At 62.6% G+C, this 16558-nt stretch carries 20 protein-coding genes; 9 read left to right on the forward strand and 11 right to left on the reverse strand.

The window, feature by feature from the left end:
- Nucleotides 1–16: 16 nt before the first annotated feature.
- From WG907_RS10655 to WG907_RS10665, 3 genes are read right to left on the reverse strand one after another with little or no spacing between them, the layout of a single operon-like run.
- Entirely contained in the window at nt 17–931 is a 915-nt protein-coding gene (locus WG907_RS10655; RefSeq protein WP_340232750.1) for a sulfite exporter TauE/SafE family protein, read from the reverse strand.
- Between the two features lie 58 nt (nt 932–989).
- A complete protein-coding gene (locus tag WG907_RS10660; RefSeq protein ID WP_340232751.1) occupies nt 990–2078 on the reverse strand; it encodes a hypothetical protein in 1089 nt (362 codons plus the stop codon).
- Nucleotides 2075–3472 (reverse strand): glycosyl transferase family protein, encoded by a 1398-nt coding sequence (locus WG907_RS10665; protein WP_340232752.1) that lies wholly within the window; start codon nt 3470–3472, stop codon nt 2075–2077. The genes WG907_RS10660 and WG907_RS10665 overlap by 4 nt, the downstream gene beginning before the upstream one ends.
- A gap of 270 nt (nt 3473–3742) precedes the next feature.
- Between WG907_RS10665 and WG907_RS10670 the strand changes: the two genes are divergently transcribed.
- Nucleotides 3743–3916 carry a hypothetical protein gene (locus WG907_RS10670; protein ID WP_340232753.1) on the forward strand — a complete coding sequence of 58 codons (174 nt, stop codon included), beginning with the start codon at nt 3743–3745 and terminating at the stop codon, nt 3914–3916.
- Between the two features lie 10 nt (nt 3917–3926).
- Here WG907_RS10670 and WG907_RS10675 read toward each other — a convergent pair whose 3' ends face one another.
- Nucleotides 3927–4325, reverse strand: a complete 399-nt coding sequence (locus tag WG907_RS10675; protein ID WP_340232754.1) for a low affinity iron permease family protein — start codon at nt 4323–4325, stop codon at nt 3927–3929.
- Nucleotides 4326–4397: 72 nt separating this feature from the next.
- On the opposite strand from WG907_RS10675, the gene WG907_RS10680 reads away from it, so the two are divergent.
- The 4 genes from WG907_RS10680 (at nt 4398) to WG907_RS10695 (ending at nt 7847) form a co-directional block, all read left to right on the forward strand.
- A complete protein-coding gene (locus WG907_RS10680) occupies nt 4398–4721 on the forward strand; it encodes a hypothetical protein (RefSeq protein ID WP_340232755.1) in 324 nt (107 codons plus the stop codon).
- A gap of 143 nt (nt 4722–4864) precedes the next feature.
- On the forward strand, nt 4865–6064 hold the full coding sequence (gene sucC / locus WG907_RS10685; RefSeq protein WP_340232756.1) for an ADP-forming succinate--CoA ligase subunit beta: 1200 nt from the start codon (nt 4865–4867) through the stop codon (nt 6062–6064).
- 107 nt (nt 6065–6171) lie between these two features.
- A complete protein-coding gene (locus tag WG907_RS10690; protein ID WP_340232757.1) occupies nt 6172–6921 on the forward strand; it encodes an electron transfer flavoprotein subunit beta/FixA family protein in 750 nt (249 codons plus the stop codon).
- Nucleotides 6918–7847 carry an electron transfer flavoprotein subunit alpha/FixB family protein gene (locus WG907_RS10695; RefSeq protein ID WP_340232758.1) on the forward strand — a complete coding sequence of 310 codons (930 nt, stop codon included), beginning with the start codon at nt 6918–6920 and terminating at the stop codon, nt 7845–7847. The genes WG907_RS10690 and WG907_RS10695 overlap by 4 nt, the downstream gene beginning before the upstream one ends.
- A gap of 137 nt (nt 7848–7984) precedes the next feature.
- Here WG907_RS10695 and WG907_RS10700 read toward each other — a convergent pair whose 3' ends face one another.
- The 6 genes from WG907_RS10700 to relB all read right to left on the reverse strand — a co-directional run bounded on the left by WG907_RS10700 (nt 7985) and on the right by relB (nt 10574).
- Nucleotides 7985–8218 (reverse strand): hypothetical protein, encoded by a 234-nt coding sequence (locus WG907_RS10700; RefSeq protein WP_340232759.1) that lies wholly within the window; start codon nt 8216–8218, stop codon nt 7985–7987.
- A gap of 82 nt (nt 8219–8300) precedes the next feature.
- Nucleotides 8301–8516 (reverse strand): hypothetical protein, encoded by a 216-nt coding sequence (locus WG907_RS10705; RefSeq protein ID WP_340232760.1) that lies wholly within the window; start codon nt 8514–8516, stop codon nt 8301–8303.
- A gap of 79 nt (nt 8517–8595) precedes the next feature.
- Nucleotides 8596–8811, reverse strand: coding sequence for a cold-shock protein (locus WG907_RS10710; protein ID WP_340232761.1), 216 nt, complete (start codon nt 8809–8811; stop codon nt 8596–8598).
- Between the two features lie 179 nt (nt 8812–8990).
- Complete coding sequence (locus WG907_RS10715; RefSeq protein ID WP_340232762.1) at nt 8991–10016, reverse strand: hypothetical protein; 1026 nt, start codon at nt 10014–10016, stop codon at nt 8991–8993.
- An 89-nt stretch (nt 10017–10105) separates the two neighbouring features.
- Nucleotides 10106–10387, reverse strand: a complete 282-nt coding sequence (locus WG907_RS10720; protein ID WP_340232763.1) for a type II toxin-antitoxin system RelE/ParE family toxin — start codon at nt 10385–10387, stop codon at nt 10106–10108.
- On the reverse strand, nt 10380–10574 hold the full coding sequence (relB, locus tag WG907_RS10725; protein ID WP_340232764.1) for a type II toxin-antitoxin system RelB family antitoxin: 195 nt from the start codon (nt 10572–10574) through the stop codon (nt 10380–10382). Before relB ends, WG907_RS10720 begins: the two co-directional genes overlap by 8 nt.
- A 143-nt stretch (nt 10575–10717) precedes the next feature.
- Between relB and WG907_RS10730 the strand changes: the two genes are divergently transcribed.
- The 3 genes from WG907_RS10730 (at nt 10718) to WG907_RS10740 (ending at nt 12121) form a co-directional block, all read left to right on the forward strand.
- Nucleotides 10718–11008 (forward strand): type II toxin-antitoxin system Phd/YefM family antitoxin, encoded by a 291-nt coding sequence (locus WG907_RS10730; protein WP_340232765.1) that lies wholly within the window; start codon nt 10718–10720, stop codon nt 11006–11008.
- Nucleotides 10917–11408: a hypothetical protein gene (locus WG907_RS10735; protein ID WP_340232766.1), complete on the forward strand. Its 492-nt coding sequence runs from the start codon at nt 10917–10919 to the stop codon at nt 11406–11408. The genes WG907_RS10730 and WG907_RS10735 overlap by 92 nt, the downstream gene beginning before the upstream one ends.
- 119 nt (nt 11409–11527) lie before the next feature.
- Complete coding sequence (locus WG907_RS10740; RefSeq protein ID WP_340232767.1) at nt 11528–12121, forward strand: hypothetical protein; 594 nt, start codon at nt 11528–11530, stop codon at nt 12119–12121.
- A 448-nt stretch (nt 12122–12569) separates the two neighbouring features.
- Here the strand turns inward: WG907_RS10740 and uvrA are convergent, their stop codons facing one another.
- The gene (gene uvrA / locus WG907_RS10745; RefSeq protein ID WP_340232768.1) at nt 12570–15491 is read right to left on the reverse strand and encodes an excinuclease ABC subunit UvrA; all 2922 of its coding nucleotides are present in this window, start codon (nt 15489–15491) and stop codon (nt 12570–12572) included.
- Between the two features lie 194 nt (nt 15492–15685).
- Between uvrA and WG907_RS10750 the strand changes: the two genes are divergently transcribed.
- Nucleotides 15686–16528 carry a phosphotransferase family protein gene (locus WG907_RS10750; protein WP_340232769.1) on the forward strand — a complete coding sequence of 281 codons (843 nt, stop codon included), beginning with the start codon at nt 15686–15688 and terminating at the stop codon, nt 16526–16528.
- Nucleotides 16529–16558 lie beyond the last annotated feature (30 nt).

Genomic DNA, 16558 nt, shown 5'->3' on the forward strand with positions numbered 1-16558 from the left:
ACGAGGGTGCGGCGGATCACCTGACCTCGACCGAATAGATTTCATCGGGGCGGAAGCCCAGGCCCAGCGCCATGCGAGCCGCGACGAGCAGCACGATCAGGGCCAGCAGGATGCGCAGATATTCCGGCCGTATCTTCATCGACAGGCGCGTGCCGATCTGCGCGCCGGTGACGCTGCCGATCAGCAGCAGCAGCGCCAGGACAAGGTCGACCGCCTTGGTCGTCATGGCGTGCATCATCGTAGTCGCCATCGTCACGAACAGGATCTGGAACAGCGATGTTCCGACCACCGACTGGGTCGTCATTCCCAGCAGATACAGCATGGCCGGCACGAGGATGAAGCCGCCGCCCACGCCGAGCAGCATGGTGAGGATACCCGTCGCCATGCCGAGCAGGAGCGGCGCAAACGGCGAGATATAGAGGCCCGATCGATAGAAGCGCCAGCGCATCGGCAAGGCAGCGACCAGGGGATGATGACGGCGCTTGCGGGCTTGAGCGCGCCGACCGGTCTTGAGCGCGATTACCGCCTGAATCGATTCCTTGGCCATCAGCGATCCGATCGATCCAAGCATCACCACATAGAGGATGCCGATGACCGTATCGATCTGGCCCAGCGTCTGCAGCAGATGGAACAGCAGGGAGCCGACCCCGGCGCCAAGGACGCCGCCGGCGATCAGGACGCCGCCCATGCGGAAATCCACCGTTCCGCGCGCCATATGCGTGACAACGCCCGAGACACTCGCTCCGGTGACCTGCGACGCGGCCGAAGCGGCCGCCACCATCGGGGGGATGCCGTAGAAGATCAGCAGCGGCGTCGTCAAAAAGCCTCCACCGACGCCGAACATGCCAGACAGCAGGCCGACTATGCCGCCCAGCGCGATGATGACTAACGCGTTGACCGACAAATTGGCTATGGGCAGATAGAGGTCCATGCCCTTGAAGGCGTAGAACCAATCGGCTGCGATATAAAGGCGCAGACGGCCCTTTCGCTCAAAAATCGGTGGCCAGGGTGATCGCGGGTCCCGATGGCGGGGCGGCATTGCCGATGACCCGCTCGCGCCATTCGATGCTGAGCCGCGCGCTGGCACTCGGCAGGGACAGGCGAAATTGTATTTCCGGGCCGATGTCGACACGGGAAACGTCCGGCTGAGCGCCACCGGAAATACTGATGCCGACATGGATGGCGGTGTGTCGCAGGGGCGTTAGCAGAGCGACCTTGCCGTCGATGAAACCATCTTTAGCACGGAACCCGACGATGCCCGTCTGTACATAGGCTTCGGCCGCAAGCGAGGGGCCGATCGGTTTGGGCCCGAACCCCCCGGCCGCGAACAGGGCATTGGCATTGCGCCCTCCCGGGCCGAGCGCGATCCGCCTTTCAACTGCGATGGTCAGCGGTATGCGCCGGGCAGGCTGATAGAAAAAGCCGACTGCGGCTTCGGGCGAGGCGGGGCGGCTCATCGCCGCGCTGACGCGTGCATAGCTCGCGACCCGGCCCGGTGCCGCTGGCGTGAAATCGAAATCAAGCCGCGCGCCGATTTGCGATCCGCCAAGGCGGCCATCGGTCGACGCGCGCGCCTGCCCGCCGCCCGCACGCCACAGGGCCCAACTTCCCAGATGCCAGCGGTCGGAGGGGGCATGCCGTCCTTGCTGGTCGAATAATGGCCCTGGTGGCGGGATCAGCGACACCCGCCCTTCGCCCGGCGCACCGCCGCCGTTCCGCGGGCCCGAAAACGCGTCGGCATTGCTGATGAACGCGCTGAGATCGACTGGACTGCCTGTCTCCCGCCTTCCGTCGATCGAAGGGTGGGCCATCGCTAACCGATATTGCGGCGCTGAGGGCGCGTGGCGGGCCCAGGGAACGCTTGCGGCTGGGCGCGGCGCTTGGGCGGCCGATGGTGCAGGTCTGGCCACGGCCGGCGTCGCGATGGGCAGCGCCTTGCGTGGCGGCAGGCCAGCGAGGTCCACCTCTTCCGATGCGGCCGAAGGCCACCCGGTCGTGCTGACAACACGAGTTGCGGTCCAGCCCACCATCAACAAAATGAAAAACCGAACCGGCCTCCCGCTGCCGCGATCCGTCACGGATCAGTCTGCAAGGTGGGAAAGTGATGTTGCGTCTTGTCCCAGGTCAGCGGCTTGCCGAGGAGCGACTTGGCATATTGAAAAACGGCGCGCCGGGCGGCAAGAATGACGATCAGATTGGCGATAAATGTGCGTGGAATGGCACCCAGGCCGTGACGCCAGCCATAGTTGCGGGTGGAAAACAGCGCCCGCATCGCCGTCCGCCAGAGCATCAGAGCGAAATTGATCCACAATAGCGCGCTCATGACGGCGGACACCGGTGCGGAAGGAACGGCGATGAAAAGTCCGGCTATCCGCAACATGCCCCATAGCAGCAGCGCTAGATAAGCTGCGAACAGTATGAAGGCGGCAATGGCGGCGCGGCGGTCGCGGATCCGCATCCACCATTCGGCTGGCCCGCCATGCCATCCCATACGATCCCAGCCAGCGAGGGAAATACCGACCATCCAGCGCGCTTTCTGGCGGACGGCACCGTTCAGGCTGTCGGGAAAATATTCCCGCGTCGCGACCAGTTCGCCGTGGCGATCGCGGATTCGGACGAAGACACCACGCCCGCCCCGGTTGCTGATGCGCAGCCCTGCTTCATAATCTTCCGTCAGCGACCCAGGGTCGAACGGCCCGCCTTTAGCGGGATCGGCCAGGCGGGCAAGCGCGCCGCGCTCGAACGCGCACGCAACGCCGGCCGAAGGGATGGATGCACCAAGGGCCTCACGCACCGTAAGCGCCTTGCCGTGGCTCTCCGCGAACTCGTCGCCATAATGATTGGAGATCGCGCGCGCGAGCCACGATCCTTCGCCGGGCAGAGGGAGCACCGGCAGCTGGACCAGCGCGAAGCGATCTATCATATGATCGAATAGCCGGATTTCGTCGGGATGAACGACATCCTCGGCATCGTGCAGGACGATGGCTTTAAAAGAGATGCCGGAGCGCGCCTCCTCACGCAGCATGGTGCGCCACAGCATGTTGAGGCAGTCTGCCTTGGTCGTAGGGCCGTTGCGCTCGTTGACGGCTGCAATGATCCGGGGCTGCCCGGTAGCCGGGACGCCGATGGCGTCGAGCGTTTCCGGGTCGTTGGGATAGGCACCGACGAAGATCCGATAATCTTCGTCGCCCCAGCAGCGCAACGCATGCGACAGCATGGCGCCGATGACAGTGGATTCCTGCCAAGCAGGAATGAAGATCGCGATCCGCCCGGGACGAGGTGAAGGCGGCAGCGTTGCCGTCGTCATACGCGGGTAGCGGGTGTAAATGGCGACATCGCGCCAGCATCGCCGGCAAAAGTACAACAGGTCGACCATCAGGTCATCGACGCCGCCAATAGTAAGCCCCACTACTGCAAATAGGAGTATTTCATGATGAAGAATCGCCAGTAGCGCGAGAAAATCAGTCCCCAAGGCTTCACCCCCGTTTCAAGCCGGGGCTAGAATGGCAGGACGAGGTGAAGCTTCCAAGTAATATGTTTAAATATTCTATATTATCATTGGCAGATCGGGAGGCGCCCGTTCATGATGGGCGTAACCGGCTTTTCGTCAGAATGGCGTCAACGGACGACAGGTTGATTGGCCTTGAAATGATATTGCTGGTACATTCTTCCTCGTCATACCGCCATGAGCGGTGGGCCGGCTTATCAATTTCCTCGAAAGATCCGAAGGAGGCGAACGAGCATGGAGATGGACATTAATGACCTGCTATATCGTCAGCAGATGTCGCTGATCAGGGCGTGGAACAGCCGCTCGGTGGAAGGCAAGGCTGCTTATGAAGGGCTGGCGCGTGGCTATGCCGATCGCGTCGACGCCTATCGCCAGGAAAATCAGCAACTGGTCAATCCGGTGCATTGAAGCCGGAAACTTAACGACGCTCTATCATGCGTTCGAGCGCCAGCCGGTGGGTTTCGTCGTCCCCACATTCCCTTTCGAGCGCCGCCTTGATCTGTTCAAGCTGGGCTTCGGTTAGATGTTCGATCCCGATAAAATCGTTACGGGCTGCGTCGACCGCGCGGATCAACTCGTCGAGCTTTGCCTGCATGGCCGATCCGTCGCGATTCTGTGCGTTTTGGATCACGAAGACCATAAGGAAGGTAACGATGGTCGTGCCGGTGTTGATAATCAGCTGCCAGGTGTCGGAATAATCGAACAGCGGTCCGGTTACGATCCATATTAGGATGACTGCGACCGCAAGGATGAAGGCCACGGGTTGACCAGCCGCGCTGGACACCCGATGCGAAAATGCCGCGAAAATTTTGTCCATCAGTCTCGATCTTTCGTTGTTCAGCCCCACATTTAGCTCTGGTTCAGCTATCTGTCGCCAAGGAACGCCGCTATGATCGCATTCTCACGCTTTTCGATTACTAGCGTCGCCGTTGTGCTCATCCTTGCAGGTTGCGCCAGTATCTCCCCCGCATCGCGCATACGCGCTGGTTTGATCGATGCCGGCCTATCGCCCCGCATGGCCGGCTGTATGGCGGATCGCATGGTCGATCGACTTAGCGTCGCACAGCTGAGGCGGTTGCAATCTCTGGGATCAATCCGCACGGCTGATCTGGGTGGAATGAGCATCGATGGCGTTCTTCACAAAATCCGTGCGCTGGACGATCCCGAGACATTCCTGGTCACCAGCAAGGCGGCGCTCGCCTGCGCCTTCTAAACTCCACTTCGCAATAAGCATCGCGAAGTCCCCTCCAAATCTTTGCAATTTTGCAAAATCACTTTGCAAAATGCACTGGCCTCGTCCGCCCCTCTGTGCTTAAGCGGCGCCATTGCCGTTATATCGAAAAGGACGGGTGCCCCATGAATATCCACGAATATCAGGCCAAAGAGCTTCTTGCGAAATATGGCGCGCCGATCGCTGCCGGCCATGCCGCTTTTTCCGTCGACGAAGCGGTCGAAGCCGCCAAGAAGCTGCCCGGGCCGCTCTATGTCGTGAAGTCGCAAATTCATGCGGGTGGTCGTGGCAAAGGCAAGTTCAAGGAACTCAGCCCTGAAGCCAAGGGTGGCGTTCGCCTCGCTTTCAACCTCGACGAGGTCAAGGCACACGCTACCGACATGCTGGGCAACACGTTGGTGACGATCCAGACTGGCGATGCGGGCAAGCAGGTCAATCGCCTGTACATCACCGACGGCGCCGACATCGCTAAGGAATTCTACCTGGCATTGCTGGTCGATCGCGCTTCGAGCCAGGTCGCTTTTGTCGTGTCGACCGAAGGCGGCATGGACATTGAGGAAGTGGCGCATTCGACGCCTGAGAAGATCCACAGCTTTTCGGTCGACCCCGCCACCGGGTTCCAGCCGCATCATGGCCGCACCGTCGCTGCCGCGCTGGGCCTGACCGGCGATCTTGCCAAGCAGGCGGCGAAGGTCGCTGAGTCGCTGTACAACGCGTTCCTGGCGACCGACGCCGAGCAGATCGAGATCAACCCGCTGGCGCTGACCGAGCAGGGCAATCTTCTGGTACTCGACGCCAAGGTGGGCTTCGACGGCAACGCGCTGTTCCGCCACAAGGATCTGCTGGCGCTGCGCGACGAGAGCGAGGAAGATCCGGCCGAGCTGGAAGCGTCCAAATATGACCTCGCCTACATTAAGCTGGATGGCGACATCGGCTGCATGGTGAACGGCGCCGGCCTCGCCATGGCGACGATGGACATCATCAAGCTCAACGGCATGTTCCCTGCCAACTTCCTCGACGTCGGTGGCGGCGCGAGCAAGGAGAAGGTGACGGCGGCGTTCAAGATCATTCTGAGCGATCCGGCGGTAAAGGGCATCCTCGTCAATATCTTCGGCGGCATCATGAAGTGCGATATCATCGCCGACGGCATCGTCGCTGCCGCCAAGGAAGTGAATCTGTCGGTTCCCCTCGTCGTTCGTCTCGAAGGCACCAATGTCCAGCAGGGCAAGGATATCCTTGCAGGGTCCGGCCTGGCGATCGTTCCCGCCGATGATTTGGGCGATGCCGCCCGCAAGATCGTAGCCGAGGTGAAGAAGGCGGCCTGACTCACCTCACCATAGATTAATCGCCATGGGACGTGGCGACCCGAGTTGGGTCGCCGCGTCCCTGTCGGCATATCGGCCGATAAACAGTCCAACCGGAGGATGTTGCAATGAAGATCCTTGTACCCGTAAAACGGGTGATCGATTATAATGTGAAGCCGCGCGTCAAGGCAGATGGCACCGGGGTCGACCTGGCCAACGTCAAGATGAGCATGAACCCGTTCGACGAAATCGCCGTCGAGGAAGCCATCCGCCTGAAGGAAAAGGGCGTGGCGACCGAGGTGATCGCGGTTTCGATCGGCGTCGCCAAGGCGCAGGAAACGCTGCGTACCGCTCTTGCCATGGGCGCGGACCGGGCGATTCTGATCCAGACCGACGATGAAGTCGAGCCGCTCGGCGTCGCAAAGCTGCTCGCCAAGGTACAGGAAGAGGAAGGCGCGGGCCTCATCATCCTGGGCAAGCAGGCGATTGACGACGACAGCAACCAGACCGGCCAGATGCTGGCCGCGCTGCTGGGTCTGCCGCAGGGCACCTTCGCCAGCAAGGTGGAGGTCGAGGGCGACAAGGTCAACGTCACCCGCGAGGTCGATGGTGGTCTCGAAACGGTGAAGCTCAACATTCCCGCGATCATCACGACCGATCTTCGTCTGAACGAGCCGCGCTACGCTTCGCTGCCCAACATCATGAAGGCGAAGTCCAAGCCGCTAGCGAACAAGACGCCTGCCGATTATGGCGTGGACATCGCGGCCCGGCTGGAAACGCTCAAGGTCGTTGAGCCCGCCAAGCGCGTTGCCGGCATCAAGGTTGCTGATGTCGATGAACTGGTTGCAAAGCTGAAAGCACTGGGAGTTGCCGCATGAAGACGCTTGTCTGGGTTGAACATGAGGGCGGCGCCGTCAAGGATGCTACCCTTTCCGCCGTCACCGCCGCTTCGAAGCTGGGTGAAGTGCATCTGCTGGTCGCCGGGTCGGGCGTCGATGGCGTGGCCGCCGCCGCTGCGAAGATCGCGGGCGTGGGCAAGGTCCATGTCGCCGACGATGCGGCTTTTGGCCATGCGTTGCCGGAAAACATCGCGCCGCTGATCGTCGAACTGATGGGGAATCATGACGCCTTCGTCGCGCCCGCCACCAGCAACGGCAAGAATATCGCGCCGCGTGTCGCGGCTCTGCTCGACGTGATGCAGATCAGCGATATCCTGTCGGTCGAGAGCCAGGACACGTTCACGCGTCCGATCTATGCCGGCAATGCCATCGCGACGGTCAAGTCAAAGGACGCCAAGAAGGTGATCACCGTGCGCGGCACCGCGTTCGAAAAGGCCGGCAGCGAGGGTGGGTCGGGTACGATCGAGGCCGTCGCTTCGACCGGTGACAAGGGTCTGGCGAGCTTCGTCGGCGCGGAAATCGCCAAGCTGGAGCGGCCCGAACTGACCTCTGCCAAGATCATCGTGTCGGGTGGTCGCGCGCTCAAGGACGGCGCGACGTTCGAGGAAGTGATCTTTCCGTTGGCGGACAAGCTCGGCGCTGCGGTCGGTGCGAGCCGTGCGGCGGTCGATGCGGGCTATGTGCCCAACGATTATCAGGTCGGCCAGACCGGCAAGATCGTCGCGCCCGAAGTCTATGTCGCCGTGGGCATTTCCGGCGCAATCCAGCATCTGGCCGGGATGAAGGACAGCAAGACCATCATCGCCATCAACAAGGACGAGGATGCGCCGATTTTCCAGGTCGCCGATATCGGCCTGGTCGGTGACTTGTTCAAGCTGGTGCCGGAGCTGACGTCGAAGCTCTGATCGTCGAGCACTGACAAATCAGGGCGCGATCCGACGAGGATCGCGCCCTTTTTTGCGCCCGACAGCAAATTTATCAGCCGCCTGCCGATCAGCCGCGAAGGGGGGAACGCGGAGGACCGGGGGGCGGAAACCCGAAGTCAGGCCACAGGAGCGGCGTTGAAGCTGGTCGCAGTCGAGGGAGTCGCGCCGATGTGACCGGAACCGCCAACCGAGGATGTGGACGGGGTGTCGTTTTTCTTGGCGGCGAGATCGGCCTTGGCCTGATCGTAGCGGGACACGATGTCGTCCTTGAACTCGGTCAGCTTGCCCTCGTCATAGAGTTTCTTGCCGACATAGCCGGCGATGGCGCCGAAAATCAGGGTACGGATCATGGGTTGGCTCCTTGGTTGGTCGATCGAAGGTTCGATGGACGTAACGGGTAGCCGGGGGATGGGTTCCGCGTCGCGGAAGGACCTATGCGCCTTCGGGCGGGAGCGGCAGGGCGTCGCGGCGGGTTTCGGCTTCGGCCTCGCGGCGGGCGCGGGCAGTGTCGACGCTGTCCTGGCGATTGGCCATGGCGAGCCAGGCGGATTCGGCGCGCAGGCAGCGGTCGCGGACATTGGTGAGGGTCGCGGCCTCGGCGTCGGCATGGGCCTGGGCGGCGAGGGTGCGGTAATCGGCAACGGCCATGAAAGTCTCCCGGAGAATGGGTGGTGGGCCGGGCGCGCAATCCTTCGTGAAAACGCGCGCCCGATCCGGCCGTGTCGAATTATTCGGCGTGCGAAATGTTCACAGCCGCCATCTTGCCGCGCTTGTCCTGCTCGAGATCATAGGACACGCGGTCCTTCTCGCGCAGGGTGGCGAGGCCCGAACGCTCGACGGCGCTGATGTGAACGAAGGCGTCATTGCCGCCCGTATCCGGCGCAATGAAGCCATAGCCCTTGTCGGCGTTGAAGAATTTGACGACGCCAGTGATGCTGCTCATGTGATATTCCTTCTTTCGTGCGGCGAACCCCGTGTGGACGCGCCGGGTTGCTATCGGGGCAGGGAAAGAAGGAAGTTGGTGCCGCAAAGCCCCGAAAACCGTCGATTTGCGACTGTAGCCACACCCATATAGGCCGATGCGGCGCGAATAGCAAATGCGGGGCCGGGACAGCCATCCGGTCACGGGACCGGCTCGTCACGGGCGGGCGCTTTGGCAAGGGCGTCGAAAAACATGTCCCGCGCGCGGGCGGCGGCGGCGAGATAGGGCGCGTGTTCCGCCTGCTGCCGGGCGAGGACCGCGGCTTCCTCCGCTTCGGTCAAGCCGCGCTCATATTCATCGATGACATAGTCCGGCGCGCTTTCTTCCCCGTCGAAACCCGGCGGCGGGGGATAGTCGGTGCGCCAGCCCTGCTGTTCATCGTCCCACCACAGGCCGCGCAGCCGGTCGGCGGCGTCCTCCGGCGGCAGGGTCATGAGGTCGACAGGGGCCGGAAGTTCACACCGTCCCTGAAGGGGGTGGAGCGGCGGCGGTTCGGCCCGCGCCAGCGCCATCCGCGCGGCGACGAACAGGGCGGCCGACGCGCCGGGCGAGAGGATGGCGGCGGCGCAGTCCGGCTCGGGCGGCGGCAGATCGGGCATCGACCCGTCGAGCAGCCGCGCATCCTCCATCAATCGCGCGGACGGCTCCGCGCCGGGGCAGGGCAGGCCTTCGCGCTCGCCCTCCGCCAGCGCTTCGTCCTGCGGGCAGAACAGGTCGCAATAGGCGGCGAAATCCTGGGCGACGACGCGGGCGAGCGCGGCGTCGCTGCCTTCGGGCGGGCAGTCGGCCATGCGATCGAGCCGCGCGAGCATCGACATGGCGAGCCGGTTGTCGTGGCGGTGGCGGACGATTTCGCGATTGTCGTCATCCTTGCGGATCACCTCTTCGCTGCCGGTGATGGCGCGGGCGAGCAGATCGTCGGCGAGCCGCGCGCGGGCGATGAGGATGGCCGCGTCCCACCCCAGACGAAAGGCCGCGCCGTCGCGGCGGATGCGCAGATTATAGGCGGAGCGCGGCGTGATGCGGCAGGCTTCGCAGGCGAGGCGGACGATGCCGGTGGCGGCGAGCGTTTCGACGAAGCGGCGCTGGCGCGCGGGCGACCAGCCATCGGCGCGGGTCTGTTCGGCGGCGGTAGGGACGTGCGGGGCGGGGGAGTGGAAGGACATGGGCGCGGGCCTCCGGGCAGGGGTTTGCCGGGAGGGTAGGCAGATTGGGGGCGAATAGGACAGAACGAAATGGGAACGGGTTTGGAGTGTCAGGGATATTGCTGGCGGGTGTGGATGAGAGCCAGGATCTGGATCGCGCCAGCGCGAACCCGATAAATGATGACATAGTTGGGATGGACAAGGGCCTCGCGTGTGCCCGCGACCCGGCCGGGCCGATACATGTAGGGGTGGTCGGGCAGGTGATCGGCGGTGTGGCGGATCGCAGCGCCGCTTCGTTTGGCGGCTGCCGGGTTGTGCGCTGTATATTGTCGATGATGGTTTCGAGTTTTCGGAGCGCAGTGGCGCGCCAGACTACGGGCAGCATCAGGCACTCTTGCGTGCGTCAGCGATCTTGCGTCTGTCGATGATGGCCTGCATCCGGGCCATCGCTTCGTCGTGCGGAACGTCAGGCTCGTCCGACGCCATCGCGGCCTCGATCTCGGCGCGGAACCATGCGTCATAGGCGTCAGCCTCCTCGGTCGTCGCGAATTCGGATTCGATGGGGGCTAGCTTGGTCATGTGCAATTTATGCCACGACTTATTGTTTAAGCCAACCTGCCTATCTTGAAATACCTCCAAAATAGATATAATATCGAAAATGGTCAGCCCCGACCACCTCGCCGGTAATTGGTCCGGGAGAAACGGCAAGGAGGCCGGTAAAAATGGGCAAAATGGACCCGAACCTGTTTGAGGTTTCGGCAAAGGAAGTGGCCGGCAGGCTCGGCTTCTACACGGACGAGGCGATGCTGCGTCCGGTGGGTATTCAAAAGCACGGGGTCACGCGGGTCGTGATGCTGTCGCTCAATGAATATGAGCGCCTCCTGCGCCGGGATCGTCAGGCTATGTTGACGAGAGAGCTTGATGACGAAACGCTCGACGCCATCCTCACCGCAGAGCCGGGGGAGCGATCTCAAGAAGCCGGGCGGCGGCTGGCCGATCCCGGCGCCGGGTGATGTCCTATGCTACGCCTATCTCTGGGCGCGTGAAGCGGCGCAGGGGCAGGAAGAAGGGCTGAAGGACAGGCCCGTCGTGGTAGTGCTGGCGGCGACGGATACAGGGTCCGGCATCCGGGTGACCGTCGCGCCGATCACGCATAGCGCGCCGGACGAGCCGGCCGATGCCGTGGAGGTGCCGGCGATCGTGAAGCGCGACTTGGGGCTGGACCGCGAGCGCAGCTGGATTGTCGTGACCGAGGTCAACAGCTTCCTGTGGAAAGGGCCGGACCTGCGGCCGCTGGCGGATGGCAGTCCCTATTATGGGGCGATCCCGGACTGGCTGTTTGTGCGGATGCGCGAGGGGATCGGGGTGCATGCCGGGCGGGGCAGGGTGAGGATTGTTGGGCGGACGGAGTGAGGTTCGGCCATTTAGCAAACTTCCATCTCACCCAAAAAGTGCTCCTAATCTCGAATGTCGAACCTTTTGAGTCACTTAACTGACGTTGACTAACCAACTGATTCTGTTATCTTTTCTTTATGGATCAAACATATAACCTCAACGGCGGGTTTAAGCCGACAGTCAAGCGCTTTGCCGATTTAGAAGGCCCTGATTTCTTTCCTACGCCCGCTTGGGCTACGCATGCACTGGTCGACAATGAGGATTTCCGAGGCGATATTTGGGAAAGTGCTTGCGGCGACGGCGCTATGTCGAAAGTGCTGGAACAGACAGGCAATAAGGTGATTAGTTCCGATCTTTTTGACCGGGGATATGGTGAGTCTGACCACGATTTCTTGGATACATGGAGGCACGCTCCAAATATAGTTACGAACCCTCCTTATAATGCGGCAGAAGGCTTTGTGCGGACCGGCATTGAAAAAGCAGGGAGTAAATTTGCGCTGCTGCTGCGGCTTGCGTTTCTTGAGGGGGCTAATCGACAACGAACCATCTTTACAGACTGCCCGCCTGCCCGCGTATGGGTATTCAGTGAACGTATCACTTTTTATCCTGCGGGCGCGATCCAAAAGGGCACAGGCACAACAGCCTATGCTTGGTTTGTCTGGGACAAAGACGCTTTGGGCGGTACGGAACTCAAGTGGCTTAAGCCGGGATATAAAGCTCTTTACGGCTGAAGATTTCCAGCAAAAACAAGACCTGCGGGAGTCAATGTAAGTCTTCTCGGCGAATGTTGCAGCCTTCCTTCATAGATAAAGTTTCCAGGGCTTCCGCGATGACTTACGATATTTCGAACCTGCTGCTCCCACATTTCCTCATTTGGTCTGGTATCTGAGTGAGTCCTATCCGCGGCAGACAGCTGAATATAATTCGGAAGAGACCGTTTTATTTGATATATTGTTGCTGAGTGTCCGTTGACGCTAGCAAGATATCGGACAACGGCAGTTGCAACTTGAGATTCTGTAACTCTAGGCATTCGACTCTCCTTCGATTGGAAGGTTGTGCCATAATCTACATTAGTCGCAAGAACTGATTGATCCGCTATAAGACGCCTTTCAATGCGGGAGAAAGTTAGGCGATAGCTTAAAGCTGGGCAGTAATCCCCACTGAATTCCCTACCAGTAATCACTCCGCCGCCACACTCTCCAACCCCAACAACGGCGCAAGATAATGCCCGGTGAATGACCGCGGCTCCTTCGCGACCTTCTCGGGCGTGCCTTCGGCCACAACCTCGCCCCCCTTGACCCCGCCCTCCGGCCCCATGTCGATGATCCAGTCCGCCGTCTTGATAACGTCGAGATTATGTTCGATCACGACCACGCTATTGCCCTGGTCGACCAGCGCGTGGAGGACTTCGAGGAGCTTTCGCACATCCTCGAAATGCAGGCCGGTGGTGGGCTCGTCCAATATATAGAGGGTCTGGCCGGTGGCGCGGCGGGCGAGTTCCTTGGCGAGTTTGACGCGCTGGGCTTCGCCGCCGGACAGGGTGGTGGCCTGCTGGCCGACCTTGACGTATCCGAGGCCCACTTCGGCGAGCATCGCCATGCGGTCGCGGATCGGCGGCACGGCCTTGAAGAATTCGACCGCGTCCTCGACCGTCATGTCGAGCACGTCGGCGATGCTCATCCCCTTGAACTTCACATCCAGCGTTTCGCGATTGTAGCGCGCGCCGTGGCACACGTCGCACTGCACGTAGACGTCGGGCAGGAAGTGCATCTCGATCTTGAGCAGGCCGTCGCCGGTGCAGGCTTCGCAGCGGCCGCCCTTGACGTTGAAGCTGAAGCGGCCGGGCTTGTAGCCGCGCGCGAGGCTTTCGGGGAGGCCGGCGAACCAGTCGCGGATGTTGGTGAAGGCGCCGGTATAGGTGGCCGGGTTGGAGCGCGGTGTGCGGCCGATGGGCGACTGGTCGATGTCGATCACCTTGTCGCAATGTTCAAGGCCGGTCACCTTGTCATGCGCGCCGGCGAGGATGCGCGCGCCGTTGAGGGCGCGGGCGGACGCGGCGTAGAGCGTGTCGATGGTGAAGCTCGACTTGCCCGAACCCGAGACGCCGGTGATGCAGGTGAAGGTGCCGAGCGGGATCGACGCGGTGACGCCGTTGAGGTTGTTGGCGCGGGCGTTGTGGACGGTGATCTTCTTGCCATTGCCCTTGCGGCGTTTGGGCGGGACTTCGATGCGGCGGGTGCCGTTCAGATAATCGGCGGTGAGCGAGTTTTTCGCCTTGAGGATCTGTTTGAGCGTGCCCTGCGCCACGATCTCGCCGCCATGGACGCCCGCGCCCGGCCCCATGTCGACGATATAGTCGGCGTGGCGGATCGCATCCTCGTCATGTTCCACGACGATGACGCTGTTGCCGAGGTCGCGCAGGCGCTTGAGGGTGACGAGCAGGCGGTCATTGTCGCGCTGGTGCAGGCCGATGCTGGGTTCGTCGAGGACGTAGAGGACGCCGGACAGGCCGCTGCCGATCTGGCTGGCGAGGCGGATGCGCTGGGACTCGCCGCCCGACAGGGTGCCGCTGGTGCGGTCGAGGTTCAGATAGTCGAGGCCGACATTGTTGAGGAAGCCGAGGCGCTCGACGATTTCCTTGAGGATGGCGCGGGCGATCTGGTTCTGCTGGTCGGTGAGGTGATCGGGCATCGCGGTGAAGAAGGCGAGCGCGTCCACCACCGAGCGGCGGGTGGAGAGGGAAATGTCCTCGCCCGCGATCTTGACGGCGAGCGCTTCGGGCTTGAGGCGGGCGCCGTGGCAGGTCTCGCAGGGCTGGGCGCGCTGATATTTGGACAGTTCCTCGCGCATCCAGGCGGATTCGGTTTGCAGGAGGCGGCGGTTGAGGTTGCCGATGACACCCTCGAACGCTTTCTTCACCTCGTAGGATTTGCGACCGTCCATGAATTTGAGCGTCACCGCCTTGCCGCCGGTGCCGTGGAGGATGATGTGCTGTGCTTCGGGCGGGAGGTCGGCCCAGGGGGTGTCGAGGGAGAAGGCGAACTCCTTCGCGAGGGAGCCGAGGACCTGCATATAATAGGGGCTTGGCGGGTTGGACTTGGCCCAGGGGACGACCGCGCCTTTCTTGAGGGAGAGGGCTTCGTTGGGGACGACCAGTTCGGGGTCGAACAATTGCTTTTCGCCGAGGCCGTCGCAGGCCGGGCAGGCGCCCATCGGGGCATTGAAGGAGAAGAGGCGCGGCTCGATCTCGGCGATGGTGAAGCCGCTGACCGGGCAGGCGAATTTTTCGGAAAAGACGATGCGGTTGGCGGGGATGCCGGCGCCTTTCATCTTCTTGTCGGGAGCGGCGGCCGCCTCGTCCTCGCGGCCGGGGACGACGCCGTCGGCGAGATCTACGAAGGCGAGGCCGTCCGCCAGCTTCAACGCCTGTTCGAAACTGTCGGCGAGGCGCGCGCCCATGTCCGGCGCGACGGCGAGGCGGTCGACCACGACTTCGATGTCATGCTTGTATTTCTTGTCGAGCGCGGGGGCGTCCTCGATATCGTACAATTCCCCGTCGATGCGGACGCGGGTGTAGCCGGCGCGCTGCCATTCGGCGAGTTCCTTGGCGTATGAGCCCTTGCGGCCGCGCACGACCGGGGCGAGCAGGTAGAAGCGCGTGCCTTGCGGCAACAGCAGGACGCGGTCGACCATCTGGCTGACCGTCTGCGCGCTGATCGGGAGACCGGTGGCGGGCGAATAGGGGATGCCGACGCGCGCCCAGAGCAGGCGCATATAGTCGTAGATTTCGGTGACGGTGGCGACGGTCGAGCGCGGATTGCGGCTGGTGGTCTTCTGCTCGATGCTGATTGCGGGGGACAGACCCTCGATATGCTCGACATCGGGCTTCTGCATCATTTCGAGGAACTGGCGCGCATAGGCGGAAAGCGATTCCACATAGCGACGCTGGCCCTCGGCATAGATGGTGTCGAAGGCGAGCGAGGATTTGCCCGAGCCCGACAGGCCGGTGATGACGATGAGGGAGTCGCGCGGCAGGTCGACGTCGACGCCCTTGAGATTATGCTCGCGCGCGCCGCGGACGGAAATGTGGGTGAGGCTCATATTGTCCGTTCTACAAATGTTCCGACTAGGAATCCAGTGGCGAAGATAGGATGTCGGAGCAGTGAATGCGAGGACCAGCTGCGGTCGAACGCATTTTGCGGAAAGTGGATTTTCTGCCGAAGGGTGACCCGTCAAGGCTGTACGTGCGCGAAAGCGCTGGCAAACCGCCGGTCGCTGCGGCACAGGCGCTTGGCATGAGCTTGCCTGATCCATCCACCTTCATTGCGCGGGGCGCGAGTGCGGAGGTGTTTCGGCTTGGCGGCGGGATGGTGCTCAAACTGTTTCATGAGGGCGTCGGCGGGCAGATCGTCGCGCGGGAATATGCGATCGCGCAGGTCGTGCAGGAGATGGACCTGCCGGTCGCGCGCGCGATCGAGTTGCGCCAGGAGGGTGGCCGGCAAGGCATCGTCTATACCGAGATCGAAGGCCCCAACCTGCTCCATTATATGCGCCGCCGGCCGGATCGGCTGGTCTGGGGCCTTGGCGAAATGGCGCGGCTGCATGCGCGCATCCATCGCCAGGCCGCGCCGGCCCTGCGCAGCCGCAAGGATGTGCTGGCCGAGGATATCGAATCGGCGCTGATCGACGACGACCGGCTGCGCGGCGCGGCGCTGGAGCGGCTGGAACAGCTGATCGAGCCGGACCGACTGTCGCATGGCGACCTGCATCCGGCCAACCTGATCGTGACGCCGGCTGGCCTCGCCGTGATCGACTGGTCGCGCGCGGGGCGCGCCGCGCCGGCCGCCGATGTGGTGCGGACGGAGATGGTCATGCGCTTTGGCCCCGGTGCGGGGCAAGGCGGATGGAAAGCCACCGCGCGTGACTGGGCCGCCACTCATTATATCGGGCGCTATCGCCGTCATGGCCGGATGGAACCGGAGTCGCTGGCCGCCTGGCGCGCGCTCGTCGCTCTCGCTTGGCTGCGCCATCGTGCGCCTTCGCGGGACAGCGCGTTCGAAGCCTATCTTGGCGAGGCGCTGGCGCAGGCCGGGCTGCCGCCCCTGACCAGCGAAATGTCGTTCGCCGATCCGCGCTGACGGTTTGTCGATGCCGCTTTACGCCGGACG

Source organism: Sphingobium fluminis, assembly GCF_037723805.1.
GTDB lineage: Bacteria > Pseudomonadota > Alphaproteobacteria > Sphingomonadales > Sphingomonadaceae > Sphingobium.

Coding starts and splice junctions, on each gene's coding strand:
- WG907_RS10655 (WP_340232750.1), bottom strand. CDS start 931: ATGGACCTCTATCTGCCCATAGCCAATTTGTCGGTCAACGCGTTAGTC.
- WG907_RS10670 (WP_340232753.1), top strand. CDS start 3,743: ATGGAGATGGACATTAATGACCTGCTATATCGTCAGCAGATGTCGCTG.
- WG907_RS10675 (WP_340232754.1), bottom strand. CDS start 4,325: ATGGACAAAATTTTCGCGGCATTTTCGCATCGGGTGTCCAGCGCGGCT.
- WG907_RS10680 (WP_340232755.1), top strand. CDS start 4,398: ATGATCGCATTCTCACGCTTTTCGATTACTAGCGTCGCCGTTGTGCTC.
- sucC (WP_340232756.1), top strand. CDS start 4,865: ATGAATATCCACGAATATCAGGCCAAAGAGCTTCTTGCGAAATATGGC.
- WG907_RS10690 (WP_340232757.1), top strand. CDS start 6,172: ATGAAGATCCTTGTACCCGTAAAACGGGTGATCGATTATAATGTGAAG.
- WG907_RS10695 (WP_340232758.1), top strand. CDS start 6,918: ATGAAGACGCTTGTCTGGGTTGAACATGAGGGCGGCGCCGTCAAGGAT.
- WG907_RS10700 (WP_340232759.1), bottom strand. CDS start 8,218: ATGATCCGTACCCTGATTTTCGGCGCCATCGCCGGCTATGTCGGCAAG.
- WG907_RS10705 (WP_340232760.1), bottom strand. CDS start 8,516: ATGGCCGTTGCCGATTACCGCACCCTCGCCGCCCAGGCCCATGCCGAC.
- WG907_RS10710 (WP_340232761.1), bottom strand. CDS start 8,811: ATGAGCAGCATCACTGGCGTCGTCAAATTCTTCAACGCCGACAAGGGC.
- WG907_RS10715 (WP_340232762.1), bottom strand. CDS start 10,016: ATGTCCTTCCACTCCCCCGCCCCGCACGTCCCTACCGCCGCCGAACAG.
- relB (WP_340232764.1), bottom strand. CDS start 10,574: ATGACCAAGCTAGCCCCCATCGAATCCGAATTCGCGACGACCGAGGAG.
- WG907_RS10730 (WP_340232765.1), top strand. CDS start 10,718: ATGGGCAAAATGGACCCGAACCTGTTTGAGGTTTCGGCAAAGGAAGTG.
- WG907_RS10735 (WP_340232766.1), top strand. CDS start 10,917: ATGACGAAACGCTCGACGCCATCCTCACCGCAGAGCCGGGGGAGCGAT.
- WG907_RS10740 (WP_340232767.1), top strand. CDS start 11,528: ATGGATCAAACATATAACCTCAACGGCGGGTTTAAGCCGACAGTCAAG.
- uvrA (WP_340232768.1), bottom strand. CDS start 15,491: ATGAGCCTCACCCACATTTCCGTCCGCGGCGCGCGCGAGCATAATCTC.
- WG907_RS10750 (WP_340232769.1), top strand. CDS start 15,686: ATGAGCTTGCCTGATCCATCCACCTTCATTGCGCGGGGCGCGAGTGCG.